This is a genomic window from Ralstonia mannitolilytica (genome assembly GCF_905397375.1).
GTDB lineage: Bacteria > Pseudomonadota > Gammaproteobacteria > Burkholderiales > Burkholderiaceae > Ralstonia > Ralstonia mannitolilytica.
This window is the reverse complement of the sequence record NZ_CAJPVG010000003.1, coordinates 187,790-200,055: the sequence shown is the minus strand read 5'-3', so window position 1 is coordinate 200,055 and position 12,266 is coordinate 187,790. Positions and strand designations below refer to the sequence as shown.

Sequence of the window (12,266 nt, the reverse complement as noted above, 5' to 3'; positions counted from 1 at the left end):
CACGCCAGCCGAACGAGCTGCGAAGCAACAGCGCGAGGAACAACGACAAGCCAGCTGCGCCCAACTCACGAAGTCACGAGCTGATGCACTCCGAACAGCGACCGAGCAGTCATGGAATCCACGCGCAGGCGTACTGATGAACAGCGTCGTGAAAATGCTCGACGACCAGCTCGCCGCAAATCACTGCGAAAAGACATAGAAGAAAAGCGGTGACAGAAAATTGCGCCAGCAGATCCGCGAGGCGCAACTTCCTGCGGTCGAACGAGCCGAGGCCTTCGACCAGGTCGGCGGTTTTTGCCCGCCTGCACGCAACAAAATTGCTCCTGGACCACAGCCGCAGCGAAAAGCGGGCTTGCAAGAGAGGGGGTGTTTGCATGTGGTCGGCCCTGTATGTACGTACCCGGTCGAACCCGCTGCTCGGTCCCGCGAGCCGCCTTCCAGGCGACAACCGCCCTGCACCTGGTCAACGCTCCTGTGTCCCCGGAGGGGCCCCCTCTACCCTTCGTCAATGGCGCGGACACTCCCGACGCTAGACGCTAACCCTCAGGAAAGGCCTCCAGCTCATCGACACGGCGAGGCCTACCCGAACCTATCACCGTGCGCTTGCGAGGCTCCTGCGGCGTTTCTGACGGCCTTGCGACGTCTACCACCATACGCACCTCCTGCGGCTGCGCAGCCGGAGCTGCGGCGGGCTGCTGAACGGCCTGCACGCGCTCCTGCACCTTCGGCGCGCGAGCATCAGCATCGAACGACTCGAAGAAACCGCGCTTGACCACCTGCTCACAAACCTGCGGCGTCGTCTCCAGGCGCGTGCCCTGCTGCGTCCAGCACTCGCACTCACCGCGAATCCGCACACAGGCCGCAGGCACCGGCACCCGCACCGGCTTCGTGAGCTCGTCGTAGGCCGGCGCCGTGTACTGAAGACCAGGAACACGTGGCACGTAGCTCGCCACGTATTCCTTGGCCGTCAGCGGAGCTCGTTGAGCAGCAGCTGCGCTCGCTCCTCCTGTCAGACCGGGCACACCACCAGGAGCACCAGCTGAGGCAGCAGGCTTGGCCGTCTCCGGATGCGAGATCTTCCACAGCATCCGCCCGCCCAACACCAGCGCCGCAACCGCCACCACCGGCAAGGCATACAGCAGGTAGTACTTCTTCGGGATCGACTTCTTGTGCGTGTGTGCATCCGCCGACTTGTACCAGTCGAACACCTTCTTCGGATACGGAAACGTGCTGTGCAACGCCCGCTTCAAGTTCGCGTTCGTCGGATCCTGCACCTTCTGCATCTTGTACAGGTCCGCCTTCTGGCGGCCCCACTGCCGGATCAGGTGGATGTGCTCGCCTGCAAGCTTCTTCAGATGGTTGTCAACCAGGCTGGGATCCTGCGTCATGAAGAACAGATCGAAGCCCTTGTGCCGGTGCGTCTCGAGCTCCGACACATGCTGCGGCGGCTTCGAGCTCGAAGGCCTCGGCGGCATGACCTTCTGAACCTCGTCGATCACGATGATCGACTTCTCAGGGCACTCGTACCACTTCGTAGGGTCCTCCAGCTGCGTCCAAGGCAGCGTGAGCTCAGGAATGCCGTAATAAAACACCGGCCTGCTCTCGGCCTGCCGCTTCGCCTCCACGAACGAAATCGTGTAGAGGCTCTTGCCGTTGCCGGGTTGACCCGTGATGAGCGTCAGCATGTCACCCTCACTTCTGGATCATCTTGCGCACCGAGCCACCCGTGAGGCCCGACAACGAAGCGCGAACACCGAGCGTGGTCAGAATCATGTTCATCGACGTGCCGACCTTCAACACACCGAGGATGCCCACCACGTTCCATGGCAACGTACCCGTACCAGCAACGTACTGCTGAAACAAGGTCTTCACACCAGTCATCATCGCATCGACGCCCGTAAACATCACGAACCCGATACCCAGCGCAACCAACACACGACCCACCAGAGACACGCAGGCCTGCGCGAGAAAACCAACAATGGCCGAAGCCAACAGAGCGGCAAATGGCATCAGAAACTCCCCTTGAGCATGTAGGCGCAAAGCATCAACGTGCTCAGCATGTTGAGATAGCCGAACAGCTTCCCGAGATCACACAACGGCGTCATGTCCATGTGCAGATTCCACGAGCCACCCGGCAAAGGCAGGTTCACGTTCACATCAGGAAGACACTGCGCTGCAAAACCCATGTCATCAACGTTCGCGAACTTCTGACTCATGTCAACCTGATCGGCCCCACCAGGCGTAGGCAACTTCCCCGCAAGAGGGTCCTGACCGTTGGCGAGCTTCGCGCCGAGGTCCGTTGAGTCATCGTGCTTCTGCAGCTCACACCGCGTGTTCCACTGCTGTTGAAGGATCGCGCAGCTGATCGCATCACCATCACAGCTTGGAGGCGCATCACAGGAACCACCACCACTCGCACTGTCTTTCTTGCACTGCGCCGCCGCAGGATTCTTCTCGCAGTACCTGTCCTGCGGCTCACTCGTCGTGCTCGTGCACGTAACCGCCCCACCCTGCACGCTTGCACCCGTACTGGCCTGCCCGCTCTGGCATGGACTCGCAGCGGCACCGCTCGCACCACTGCCCGCACCGGACCCACCAGCTCCACCACCACCTACCGCAACAACAGTTGTCGTTGTGCAGGTCGTACCGTCGCACGTCGTGCTCGTCGTCGTCGAACTGTTCGTAGTCGCAGGCACACCGCTCGCCGGCGCATCCGTCGTTGTCGATGTGCTCGTGCTGCCTGTCGTCTGCGTCGGATAGTCGATACACACGCTGACACCGTTCACCGTCCCCGAGTACTGACGAACACCACACTGCTTTGGCTGATCGGTTGGAGACGACTGAGACGCCGACGGCGTGCCGTCACCACTGCACGCATTCCCTGTTGAACTGAGACCTATGTACTGCGCCGGATAACCACCACTCTGCCCAGGCTTGGCCCCGGTCCAATACGAGCTGTACGTGTAGGCACACCCTCCAACACACACCTGCGGATTCAAGATGGTCTGCGTCGGACTGGTGCCCGTCGCACTGTTACCACCAGGAGGAGGCTGACCCGCAGCAGGGCAATTCGGCTGCTCCTTTTTACACGTCCCGTCGGGCTGCAACGTGTAGCCGGGAACGCACGAACTCAACTTCTTAACCGCCGAAGACCCATCAAAAAAAGTCCCATTAGGAAGCTTGTACATGCACCACGCGTACGTCGGATCGTCCGATGGATTCAACCCCACATATGTCAAGCCAGCGCCGCCTATGACAGCCGAACACGCAGCGTCAGCAGTAGGGCCACACGCATAAACACCACTCCCGCCCACATAGCACCACTGATGACCGTCACCGGCCGTCTGACTAAAAACCATACTCGGGCCACAGGCAAGCACTAAAGCCAGTAGCACACGACCCAGGCGGAGAGCGATCCAGCTGCGCGCAGGACGAAAGAAAAATGACCAGGGCATAGCTCACCACCCTCACGAGAAAAGAATCCATCCAGCACCCACTATCGCAACGAGAACGAAGTAGCCTTCCATCACACCCTCCAATGAAAACGGGGACCGAAGTCCCCGTCGCACACCTGGCACGGGGATACCCCCGGGCTCGATCACTTGATCGGGCGCTTGACCCAGTTGTAGATCGCCACCACAGCAGCGATGCCCAGGATCGCAATACCGATGGCACCGATGGCAGTCAGACCACCCTTCAGCGTCTCGGTCACCGCCGTCACATCCACGGTGCTACCGCTCGTCTGCGCCATCGCCGCACCCGAAGCGATCACAGCAACAGCACCAGCACCAACCTTCTTCAGAAAATCCTTCATGGCTCTACTCCTCTTCACGTTGATAAATGGCCCGCACAGCGGACCGGAACACGAAAGCGAGACCCCAGAGACCGAGCATCGCGCTTCCAATCAGCGCACCGTCGCTCACAGACAGCGGCGGCAACGCATGCAACAGCGCCACCTCATCAGCGGTCAGCACCAGATAGCCCGTGCATGACGATGCAGGCGAGCCATCGAGCTGAAACTGACCGTTGACGAGCTGCACGCACTGAGCCATCACCGCCCCCTGATCGCAACCACGTACTTGCGCGCAAAGCGCTTACGATCCAGCCGACGAGCAGCTCGAACGCAACCTAGGTAAGCCAGAAGGCGGAGCAGCATCACTTCGCCTTCTCGCCTTCAACCACGCGCTGCAACGGAACGATCTGCGTCACCAGCTTCTGCTCACCGTCCTGCTTGCCGTTGCTGGTCACGACCATGCTGATCTCGGCCAGGAACGGAAACGGGTTGTTGATGATCTTCTTCACCACCTCGGAGTTCTCGCACTTCAAGGCCTGCGTGAAGCAGCCCTTCGAGCCCTCGCCACGCAGCTCCACATCGGCGTAGATCGTGCCGGTATCGAGCTGCTTGCCTTCCATGTTCCCTACCCACGTCTTGGCGCCACGAACCGTGACGCGTGCTTTCATTTCCATTGCTCACTCCTGGTATCTCGGCACAGGGTCGTGCGTGCCGTACACGTGCCTCGCCAAGGCGGTTTTGTGCAGCTGCGCCGGAACGCCCTGACGGCGGATCGCTACGACGAGTGCGGCGAAGTCTTCGTTTGTGACGCGCAGCACGTAGTCCACGGTCGGGCCGAACTGCTGCTTCATGTGGGCGAGCTTTCGCTCGAGGACGATGGCGTCCTGGTTCTCCAGCGCTTCGCGCTGATCGGTCGGCACCCGTTGCGGGTCTGCCGCCATGAAGGCCTCCAAGGCCTTGTACGCACCGGCAAAGTACCGGTCGCGCTCCATCACGATCGCGTGCGGAATCACGCGATCCTTGTTACCGAACTCGATCTCGATACGGACCCATTCGCTGTCCTGCTTGCCGAGCTGGCGCCCCTTCTCATAGGCCCGCAGCATCTTCCCGTTGACGCGCCGCCCGATCTCGAACGTGCGTCCCCCGGAGGCCTCTGCGTTGGCCACGCCGCTCTCAACGCGGCGGTACTTCGGGATCCGACCGCCAGCGTTGAACTCGCCGGCAAAATACATCTGCTCCACCTGGTCCATGCTGACCTCCCCCTGACAGAAGTCCATCGCCAAATCACAGCGCGTGATGCGCGCATCGAGGTCCTGCATCGTCGCGTACACCGCCGCCCAGTCCTGCACAACCACGCAGCCCTGCCCCGACAGATCGACCAGCATCGTGCCGCCGACGCTCTCCCCGCCGCACGCAACGATGCCGAGGCGAATCTCCTCGCCGTTCACGAACGCCATCAGGTCATGGCTGAACTCGTAGCCCCGGAAGCCGCGCACGCTCGGCTTCATCGTCACGGGGATCGAAAACCAGAGGTGAAAGTACCGGCGCAGCTGCTCCAGGGCATCGCCGATGCTGCCGTCAGGCAGGAACGTGAACCGCAACCAGTCAACGATCGCCCCTGCCTGCCGTTTGGCACTTTCCCCCCGTATTACCGGACGGGGGGAAGCGCCCGCGCGACGCGCGTCCGTCGCTGACGCTCCGTCCCGCGACGCGCAGGCGCCCTCCTCCACGGCACTACGTGTGAAAGCGCCATGCACCGCGTACGCGGCGCTGGTGGGATCGAGATAACGAGCTGGGGAGGGACGGAGGCGCATCAGCGTGCACCTCGCACCGGATAAATCACCGTGGCGTTGTATGCCAGGTCTGCAATGCGACGAGCTGCGGGGCAACGACCGTTCCTGATGCCCCCGTTTTGCATGCCGCGCACGAGCTGCGCTTGGTGGATAAGCTGAGCCCGATGGGGATGGGCGTGGCCGCCAAACAGATCGAGCTGCCTGTGGTCTCTCTGCTGCATCGCTTATGCTCCCTCACCAGGAAAAACAACCGTCACAGCAACATGCCGAAGCGAATCAAGACGAGCTCGCAGATCTTCAGGGACCAACACGCTCAGGGCCAGGCCCTGTTTAGCGAAGCGGTTGACCTCATTCGTAGCGGCGCGGTCCTGGACATCGGAGATGTGCTCACGGTAGGCACGCACTTCGGCCATGCCGTGAAGCGCCTCCCCAAGGAAATCCGGGAAGCCACCATCACCGGTCTCCTCAATAAAGCGAACGATCTGCGCAACGAGAGCGGCGGCGCGCTGGCCATGCTCCTCATCGGCGCGGTAGTGACAGAGTGGACAACCCCCGACCCCACACCCCAGATGCCACATGTCGCCTAAGCACGTCATCGTTAGCCCCTCCCCGGGTAAACCGATTATATTTCTGAAAATTCCACGGCCGTGGAACTCTACGGGCGTAGAGTAATCAACGGCCGTAGATTCTGCAAGGGAGGCGCTCGTGAAAAGCGTGAAATATCTGGACGACTTGATCCGCGCACGCGGATTAAAAAACGACGCGGAGCTCTGCCGGCACATGGGCTGGTCCCATGGCGCCGTGCATAACTACCGCAACGGCATCCGTTTCATGGATAACGAAAAGTGCCTGCAAGTCGCACGCGAACTCGGCATGGAAAACCCACTGCCGATCATCATGGCGGCTGATCTCGACCGCGCGGAACGCGCTGGCCAACGGTCACTGTGGGAAGTTTTTTCGCCGAGGATGGCTCATAGCGGCCTAGTCGCCGTCCTCGTGGCGCTGGGCCTCGGTGTCACAAATTTTGTGACACCCTCACCCGCCGAAGCCGCGCCGTTGAGCCATTCGACGGGCTCTAGCTCTTTGCATTATGTTAAATAAAACATCCACCAGCCCCGAACACCCCCGGCCCGATTCAGGAACGCCGGCCTGCGCCTTCGGTATGATCCACCCTCCAATCATCTGAAGAGGAAGCACACCATGGGCGAAGCCAAACGACGCGGCTCGCAGGCCGACCGCATTTCACAGGCGCACGCCCGGCTCGATGCCCTGCGACCGGAAAAGCTGGTCTGCGGCGCATGCCAGACCGCCTTTACGGAGTTCGAAGGCATGGAGCCGCGCGACATGCCCGGCATCCGCGCGATCTTTGGCGGCGAATGCCCGAATTGCGGCGAGAGCGTGATTTCGTTCAACGGCGAGCCCGAGGCCGTGGCCGCGGCCATGCTGGCGTATCAGGACGCCATGGAGAACGCGAAGCTCGGCGCACAGACGCAGGAAGGCAAGCACACGCCGTACGTCGACGACGAAGACAAGCCCACGCAGCACTGAGCCAGCCATGCAGAACACCCCTGCCCGCCGCTACCGCCACTACAAGGGCGGCGAATACGAGTGGCTGTGCGAAGCCACGTACGAACCCGATCCGACCATCAAGATGACGGTCTACCGCGCGGCCAACGGCACGATCTGGACGCGCCCATCGACGATGTTCCACGAGATGGTCGAAGTCGACGGTCGCCAGGTTCCACGCTTTGCGCGGATCGACTGAACGATCCTGACAGCGCTCAGCTCGGTGCGGCGCCGTGGCGGCGCTTGAACCACGCATGCTCACCGGGCGCCCAGTCGCGCAACTCGAAGGTGACGCGCACACGGCGCGACACCTGCAGATAGACGCCGCACGTCAACAGCAGCGCAGCGGCAACGGCCACGCCCTCGATGAAAGTCGAGCGTGCGCCGGGCAGGTCGCCGGCCATGAGGATGAAGCCGATCATCGGCGGCAGCACCGCCATGTGAACCAGCGTGGCACGCCGGAACGCGCTGTCGTGCGTGGTGGCCAGCACCAGCACTGTCGCGCACGAGATCAGGTACACCAGCATAGTCAGGTTGATCGCCCCGCTGCCCGGCGTGGTGGCGTTGAAGAGGTCGGCGCCGGCGAGCTTCACTGCGTCGATGGACAGGCCGTGCCAGAACACCCACGTCGGCCCGGCAATAGCCATGGCCAAGACCCAAGGCAACCATCCGGCGATGCCGTATAGCCGATGATGTTCCGCCGCAATCGGGTCGATGTCGACCCAGTGATGCGTGAGCATGATGCACCCCCGTGCGCGCCCGTTCTGATGACGGGTTGCTCCGGCAGGCGCCGGGCGGCGTCTGCCTCCCCTGCTTCTAGCTTAGGTCGCCGCGCGAAGGTGGCAATGCAGGAGGAACCCTGAGCGCACAAGCCGATTGGGCATGACGTCTCAGTGCCGGAAGAAGCGCGGCCGGTCTGGGTCGTACAACGGGTCGGGCGTGACCTGGGTGAGCTGCAGGACGCCAGCCCGGTCGAAGTAGAAATGCATCAAGGACGGCCAGACGTCGTCGGCCTTGAACCGGTATGACCAGACCAGCCGGTCCATGCGCGGGAAGTACGACGTCTCGACCGGCTGGCCGAAGTGCCGCAGCACGTCGTCTTGCGTCCAGGTGCCCACCCTTGCCTGCGCAAACTCGAGACTGCTCAGCACCTGCTTGAACGCGACGAGCCTGCCATGGGCATCGAAGTCGGCCGCATAGGTGAACTGGCCGTACGGTTTGGTCGGATACAGCCACCGCGTGCCGCCGTCCAGCGGGTACGTCTCGCGCGGCGGGCCGAACCGCGCCTGCACGGCGGACTCGTCTGCGCCCACCAGCCGCTGCCCCTTCGTCACCGGGGATTCCAATACCGCACATCCCGACATGGCCGCGACCACCATTGCCGTCGCCAGCCAACGCATCGCGCGCATGACAGCCCTCTCCATCGACGCTGTTGAGATCGGAACAGTGTAGCGCCGGCCGGGAAGCATCAACGCGTCAGCAGCGGTGCGATGTCGAGATACGTTGCCGCAAGGCGCGCTTGCGCACACGGCAATCGGGGAATCGTGCCCAGGTGCGGCGCGCTGATCCAGCGGCGCAGCGTGGCGACGTTCTCGTCCAGCCCGGCCATGGCCGGATCGACCACGTTGCCGACCCAGCCGACGAGGTGCAGCCCGCGCGCGGCGATGGCTTCCGCCGTGAGCGCGGCATGGTTCAGGCACCCCAGCCGCAGGCCGACCACCAGCACGACAGGCAGGCCCAGCGCGACGGTCATCTGCGCGGTGTCGAAGTCATCCGACAGCGGCACGCGAAAGCCGCCCACGCCCTCCACCACCACGGCGTCGGCGCACGCTTTTGCCTGCGCGAGCGCGTCGAGAATGGGCGGCAGCGTGATCGTCACGCCTTCGCGCGCGGCGGCCAGGTGCGGAGACATCGGTGCATCGAGCAGCCACGGGCAGACCGTGGCAAGCGGCAGGCTGATCGACGCAGCGGCGCGCAGTTGTTCGACGTCTTCGTTGGTGCGCGCAGGGGTGCCGGCCAGGGTGCCGGCCGCAATGGGCTTGAGACCGGCGGCACGGTAGCCGGCATCTGCGAGCTTGGTCAGCAAGGCGGCGCTGACGAGCGTCTTGCCGATCTCCGTATCGGTGCCCGTGATGAAGCAATCAAAACGCGGGGGCATGTCAGGCAGCCTTGGCGGGTTGGAGCGATTGGCCGGCCGCTTCGAGCGCGAGGGCGAGGCGCTCGATATCGGCGTCGGTGTGCGCGGCCGAGAGCGTAATGCGCAGGCGCGCCGTGCCCACCGGCACCGTCGGCGGGCGGATGGCGGCGATGCGGATGCCTTCGCGCTCCAGCGCGGCCGCGAGGGCCAGTGCCGGCGCGTTCTCGCCGATCACGATGGGCTGTATGGCCGTCTGCGAGGGCATCCACCGCCAGCCAAAGCGCGCGGCCAGGCGCTGGGCATGCGCGCTCCACGCGGCGATGTGCCGGTTCAGGACCGCGCGCCGCGCCGCCCCCTCCTCGCTCGCGATCAGGTCGAGCGCCGCCTCCACCGCGCACGCGATGCCCGGCGGTGTGGCCGTGGTGAAGATGTACGTGCGGGCGCGCTGCACCAGCCAGTCGATCGCCAGCCGATGCGCGACGATGGCCGCCCCGGACCCGCCCGCGGCCTTGCCGAAGGTGCCCACGTAGACGATGCGCTCGGAGCGCAGCCCGAAGTGCGACAACACGCCGGCACCGTCTTCGCCCAGCACGCCCAGGCCATGCGCGTCGTCCACAATGAGCCACGCGTCGTAGCGCTCGGCCAGTGCGAGCAGCGCCGGCAGCGGCGCGATATCGCCATCCATGCTGAACACGCCATCGGTGACGATCAGCTTGTTGCGGCTCGTGCTGGCGGCAAGCAGCGCCTCCAGTGCCGCCATGTCGACGTGCGGATACACCTTCACGGGCGCCCGCGACAGCCGGGCGCCATCGATGAGCGAGGCGTGGTTCAGCGCATCTGAAAAGATCGTGCAATCCTCGGCCGGGCGAATGCCGCCCGCCTGCGCCATGGCGCTCACCACGGCCAGGTTGGCCATGTATCCCGTGCAGAAGAACAGCGCATCCGCATCGGGAATATGAGCGGCCTGCAGCGCCGCCATACGGGCCTCCAACCGCGCGTGCGCGACCGAATGGCCGCTCACCAGGTGCGATGCGCCGCTGCCGAAGCCGTACTGCCGCGCGCCGTGCACCACGGCCTCGGCAAGCGCGGGATGCGCGGCCAGGCCGAGGTAGTCGTTGCCGCAGAAGCCCAGGACGTCGCGTGGCTCTCCGCCGGGCACGCTGATGCGCTGGCTGCGGTCGGTCGGGGTGTAGGCGGTGCGGCGCACACGGCGCAGGTGCGCGGCATCGATGGCATCCAGGCCGGCCTGCAGGTCGTCAAGCAATCGCATAGGTGTGTCCTTCGGTTTCGCCCGTGGTCTGGGCGAGGGTGTCTTCCAGCGTCTGGAGCGTGCGTTCGACCAGCGTGTCGGTCTCTTCGTCGCTCAGCACGTAGGGCGGCAGCAGATAGACGGTGTGGCCGATCGGGCGCAGCAGCAGCCCATGCGTGCGCGCCGTGAGCGCAAAACGCTCGGCAAAGCGTGCGCCGGCCACGTCGGGGTGCACGTCGAAGGCGGTGATCATGCCGGTCTGGCGCAGGTGTGCGACGCGGGCATCGTGCGACAGCGGCGCGAGGCCCTGCGCAATGCGCGCGGCGGTGACGCGGTTGCGTGCCAAGACGTCGTGCTCGGCAAACAGATCGAGTGTGGCCAGCGCGGCGCGGCACGCCAGCGGGTTGCCGGTGTACGAATGGGAATGCAGGAAGCTGCGCACCGGCGCATCGTCGTTGAAGGCCTCGTAGATGGCATCGCGCGAAAGCACGATCGACAGCGGCAGGTAGCCGCCGCTGATGCCCTTGGAGAGGCACAGCAGGTCCGGCCACACGCCGGCCTGCTCGCATGCGAAGAAGGTGCCCGTACGCCCGCAGCCGACGGCAATTTCATCGGCGATCCAGTGCACGCCAAACTCGTCGCACAGCGCCCGCACGCCGCGCAGGTAGCTCACATCATGCATGGCCATGCCGGCCGCACACTGGACCAGCGGCTCGATGATGACGGCGGCAATGGTGCCGGCGTTGGCGGCAAGGCAGGCGCGCAAGGCAGCCAGCGCCCGGTCGGCGACGTCGGCGGCGGTCTCGCCGGGGGCGGCCAGGCGGGCATCGGGCGATGCCACGCGGTGCGATTGCAGGATCAGGGGGTCGTACGCATCGCGGAAGATCGCCACATCGGTCACGCCAAGGGCGCCGAGCGTTTCCCCGTGGTAGCCGTGCTCCAGGCAGACGAAGCGGTTGCGTGCGCCCTGCCCTGCGTTGCGATGCGCGTGGAAGCTCATCTTGAGCGCGATTTCGACGGCCGATGCGCCATCGGAGCCGAAGAAGCTGTGGCCCAGCACACCGGCCGTCAGGTCGATCAGACGTTCGGCAAGCTCCACGGCCGGGCGGTGCGTGGCGCCGGCCAGCATCACGTGCTCCAGCGAGTCCAGCTGCGTCTTGAGCGCAGCGTTGATATGCGGATTGGCGTGGCCGAACAGGTTGACCCACCAGGAGCTGGTGCCGTCGAGGTAGCGCTTGCCGTCAAAGTCGATCAGCCACGGGCCCTGCCCGCGAGCGATCGGCAGCGGCGGCATGGCATCGAGCCGGGCATTCTGGGTGCACGGGTGCCACACGGCCGCCCGGCTGCGCGCCTGCCACGCACTGTTGGCCGATCGGGCACCGCACGCGCCGTCAGCCGGCACCGGGATGGGGGGATACGCCATACGAACCTCCAGTCAACAAACCGGCCCGCAGCATGCAGCAAGGCGAGCCGGCACATGGCGGCGTATGGTAGGTGGCTTGCCGATCAAACGACAAGCGAGCAGATCATTGCTTTTTGCCGGCACAATCCCATCCGAAGCGCGATGTTCGCGTCTTTTCCTACGGACATGCCCCGTCCTGCGGTGATCTTGTGCCGAAAAAATTTTTGCTCTGCGCAAATTTTGTGAAGAGAAAGCCGCTTTGAGAAGCAGGCGACCGGCGCCAGGGGCGTATCAGCCTCCCGTGATACTGAGAATGTACCGGCAGT

At 64.3% G+C, this 12,266-nt stretch carries 17 protein-coding genes; 4 read left to right on the top strand and 13 right to left on the bottom strand.

Features of this window, described 5'->3' with window-relative positions; genetic code table 11:
- Positions 1 to 109 precede the first annotated feature (109 nt).
- The 8 genes from KHN96_RS09015 to KHN96_RS08980 form a co-directional block, all read right to left on the bottom strand.
- Positions 110 to 376 carry a hypothetical protein gene (locus KHN96_RS09015; protein ID WP_147282532.1) on the bottom strand — a complete coding sequence of 89 codons (267 nt, stop codon included), beginning with the start codon at positions 374 to 376 and terminating at the stop codon, positions 110 to 112.
- Positions 377 to 536: 160 nt separating this feature from the next.
- On the bottom strand, positions 537 to 1,685 hold the full coding sequence (locus KHN96_RS09010; protein WP_115043928.1) for a zonular occludens toxin domain-containing protein: 1,149 nt from the start codon (positions 1,683 to 1,685) through the stop codon (positions 537 to 539).
- A gap of 7 nt (positions 1,686 to 1,692) precedes the next feature.
- On the bottom strand, positions 1,693 to 2,010 hold the full coding sequence (locus KHN96_RS09005) for a DUF2523 domain-containing protein (RefSeq protein WP_115043926.1): 318 nt from the start codon (positions 2,008 to 2,010) through the stop codon (positions 1,693 to 1,695).
- Complete coding sequence (locus KHN96_RS22780) at positions 2,010 to 2,216, bottom strand: virulence factor TspB C-terminal domain-related protein (RefSeq protein ID WP_244855860.1); 207 nt, start codon at positions 2,214 to 2,216, stop codon at positions 2,010 to 2,012. The genes KHN96_RS09005 and KHN96_RS22780 overlap by 1 nt, the downstream gene beginning before the upstream one ends.
- A 1,382-nt stretch (positions 2,217 to 3,598) precedes the next feature.
- Positions 3,599 to 3,814 carry a major capsid protein gene (locus KHN96_RS08995; protein ID WP_115043922.1) on the bottom strand — a complete coding sequence of 72 codons (216 nt, stop codon included), beginning with the start codon at positions 3,812 to 3,814 and terminating at the stop codon, positions 3,599 to 3,601.
- Between the two features lie 4 nt (positions 3,815 to 3,818).
- Positions 3,819 to 4,040 carry a phage coat protein gene (locus KHN96_RS08990; protein WP_244855859.1) on the bottom strand — a complete coding sequence of 74 codons (222 nt, stop codon included), beginning with the start codon at positions 4,038 to 4,040 and terminating at the stop codon, positions 3,819 to 3,821.
- Positions 4,041 to 4,155: 115 nt separating this feature from the next.
- Positions 4,156 to 4,467, bottom strand: coding sequence for a hypothetical protein (locus tag KHN96_RS08985; protein ID WP_115043918.1), 312 nt, complete (start codon positions 4,465 to 4,467; stop codon positions 4,156 to 4,158).
- Positions 4,468 to 4,470: 3 nt separating this feature from the next.
- On the bottom strand, positions 4,471 to 5,607 hold the full coding sequence (locus KHN96_RS08980) for a replication initiation factor domain-containing protein (RefSeq protein WP_115043916.1): 1,137 nt from the start codon (positions 5,605 to 5,607) through the stop codon (positions 4,471 to 4,473).
- Between the two features lie 122 nt (positions 5,608 to 5,729).
- Here KHN96_RS08980 and KHN96_RS08975 point away from each other — a divergent pair, with 122 nt between their 5' ends.
- The 4 genes from KHN96_RS08975 (at position 5,730) to KHN96_RS08960 (ending at position 7,351) form a co-directional block, all read left to right on the top strand.
- Positions 5,730 to 6,173 (top strand): hypothetical protein, encoded by a 444-nt coding sequence (locus KHN96_RS08975; RefSeq protein ID WP_115077078.1) that lies wholly within the window; start codon positions 5,730 to 5,732, stop codon positions 6,171 to 6,173.
- A gap of 127 nt (positions 6,174 to 6,300) precedes the next feature.
- A complete protein-coding gene (locus KHN96_RS08970) occupies positions 6,301 to 6,687 on the top strand; it encodes a hypothetical protein (protein ID WP_244855858.1) in 387 nt (128 codons plus the stop codon).
- Between the two features lie 99 nt (positions 6,688 to 6,786).
- The gene (locus KHN96_RS08965; RefSeq protein WP_062739211.1) at positions 6,787 to 7,134 is read left to right on the top strand and encodes a hypothetical protein; all 348 of its coding nucleotides are present in this window, start codon (positions 6,787 to 6,789) and stop codon (positions 7,132 to 7,134) included.
- Positions 7,135 to 7,141: 7 nt separating this feature from the next.
- Positions 7,142 to 7,351: a DUF1653 domain-containing protein gene (locus tag KHN96_RS08960; protein ID WP_045786835.1), complete on the top strand. Its 210-nt coding sequence runs from the start codon at positions 7,142 to 7,144 to the stop codon at positions 7,349 to 7,351.
- 16 nt (positions 7,352 to 7,367) lie between these two features.
- Here the strand turns inward: KHN96_RS08960 and KHN96_RS08955 are convergent, their stop codons facing one another.
- The 5 genes from KHN96_RS08955 to bioA all read right to left on the bottom strand — a co-directional run bounded on the left by KHN96_RS08955 (position 7,368) and on the right by bioA (position 11,961).
- On the bottom strand, positions 7,368 to 7,892 hold the full coding sequence (locus KHN96_RS08955) for a hypothetical protein (RefSeq protein ID WP_045786836.1): 525 nt from the start codon (positions 7,890 to 7,892) through the stop codon (positions 7,368 to 7,370).
- Between the two features lie 150 nt (positions 7,893 to 8,042).
- Positions 8,043 to 8,561 (bottom strand): hypothetical protein, encoded by a 519-nt coding sequence (locus tag KHN96_RS08950; protein WP_045786837.1) that lies wholly within the window; start codon positions 8,559 to 8,561, stop codon positions 8,043 to 8,045.
- Between the two features lie 59 nt (positions 8,562 to 8,620).
- Positions 8,621 to 9,310 carry a dethiobiotin synthase gene (gene bioD, locus KHN96_RS08945; RefSeq protein WP_045786838.1) on the bottom strand — a complete coding sequence of 230 codons (690 nt, stop codon included), beginning with the start codon at positions 9,308 to 9,310 and terminating at the stop codon, positions 8,621 to 8,623.
- A 1-nt stretch (position 9,311) separates the two neighbouring features.
- Complete coding sequence (gene bioF / locus KHN96_RS08940; protein ID WP_062739212.1) at positions 9,312 to 10,559, bottom strand: 8-amino-7-oxononanoate synthase; 1,248 nt, start codon at positions 10,557 to 10,559, stop codon at positions 9,312 to 9,314.
- Entirely contained in the window at positions 10,546 to 11,961 is a 1,416-nt protein-coding gene (gene bioA / locus KHN96_RS08935) for an adenosylmethionine--8-amino-7-oxononanoate transaminase (RefSeq protein WP_045786840.1), read from the bottom strand. Before bioA ends, bioF begins: the two co-directional genes overlap by 14 nt.
- Positions 11,962 to 12,266 lie beyond the last annotated feature (305 nt).

Coding starts and splice junctions, on each gene's coding strand:
- KHN96_RS08960 (WP_045786835.1), top strand. CDS start 7,142: ATGCAGAACACCCCTGCCCGCCGCTACCGCCACTACAAGGGCGGCGAA.
- KHN96_RS22780 (WP_244855860.1), bottom strand. CDS start 2,216: ATGAGTCAGAAGTTCGCGAACGTTGATGACATGGGTTTTGCAGCGCAG.
- KHN96_RS08955 (WP_045786836.1), bottom strand. CDS start 7,892: ATGCTCACGCATCACTGGGTCGACATCGACCCGATTGCGGCGGAACAT.
- bioA (WP_045786840.1), bottom strand. CDS start 11,961: ATGGCGTATCCCCCCATCCCGGTGCCGGCTGACGGCGCGTGCGGTGCC.
- bioD (WP_045786838.1), bottom strand. CDS start 9,310: ATGCCCCCGCGTTTTGATTGCTTCATCACGGGCACCGATACGGAGATC.
- KHN96_RS08950 (WP_045786837.1), bottom strand. CDS start 8,561: ATGCGCGCGATGCGTTGGCTGGCGACGGCAATGGTGGTCGCGGCCATG.
- bioF (WP_062739212.1), bottom strand. CDS start 10,559: ATGCGATTGCTTGACGACCTGCAGGCCGGCCTGGATGCCATCGATGCC.
- KHN96_RS08965 (WP_062739211.1), top strand. CDS start 6,787: ATGGGCGAAGCCAAACGACGCGGCTCGCAGGCCGACCGCATTTCACAG.
- KHN96_RS09005 (WP_115043926.1), bottom strand. CDS start 2,010: ATGCCATTTGCCGCTCTGTTGGCTTCGGCCATTGTTGGTTTTCTCGCG.
- KHN96_RS09010 (WP_115043928.1), bottom strand. CDS start 1,685: ATGCTGACGCTCATCACGGGTCAACCCGGCAACGGCAAGAGCCTCTAC.
- KHN96_RS08985 (WP_115043918.1), bottom strand. CDS start 4,467: ATGGAAATGAAAGCACGCGTCACGGTTCGTGGCGCCAAGACGTGGGTA.
- KHN96_RS08980 (WP_115043916.1), bottom strand. CDS start 5,607: ATGCGCCTCCGTCCCTCCCCAGCTCGTTATCTCGATCCCACCAGCGCC.
- KHN96_RS09015 (WP_147282532.1), bottom strand. CDS start 376: ATGCAAACACCCCCTCTCTTGCAAGCCCGCTTTTCGCTGCGGCTGTGG.
- KHN96_RS08995 (WP_115043922.1), bottom strand. CDS start 3,814: ATGAAGGATTTTCTGAAGAAGGTTGGTGCTGGTGCTGTTGCTGTGATC.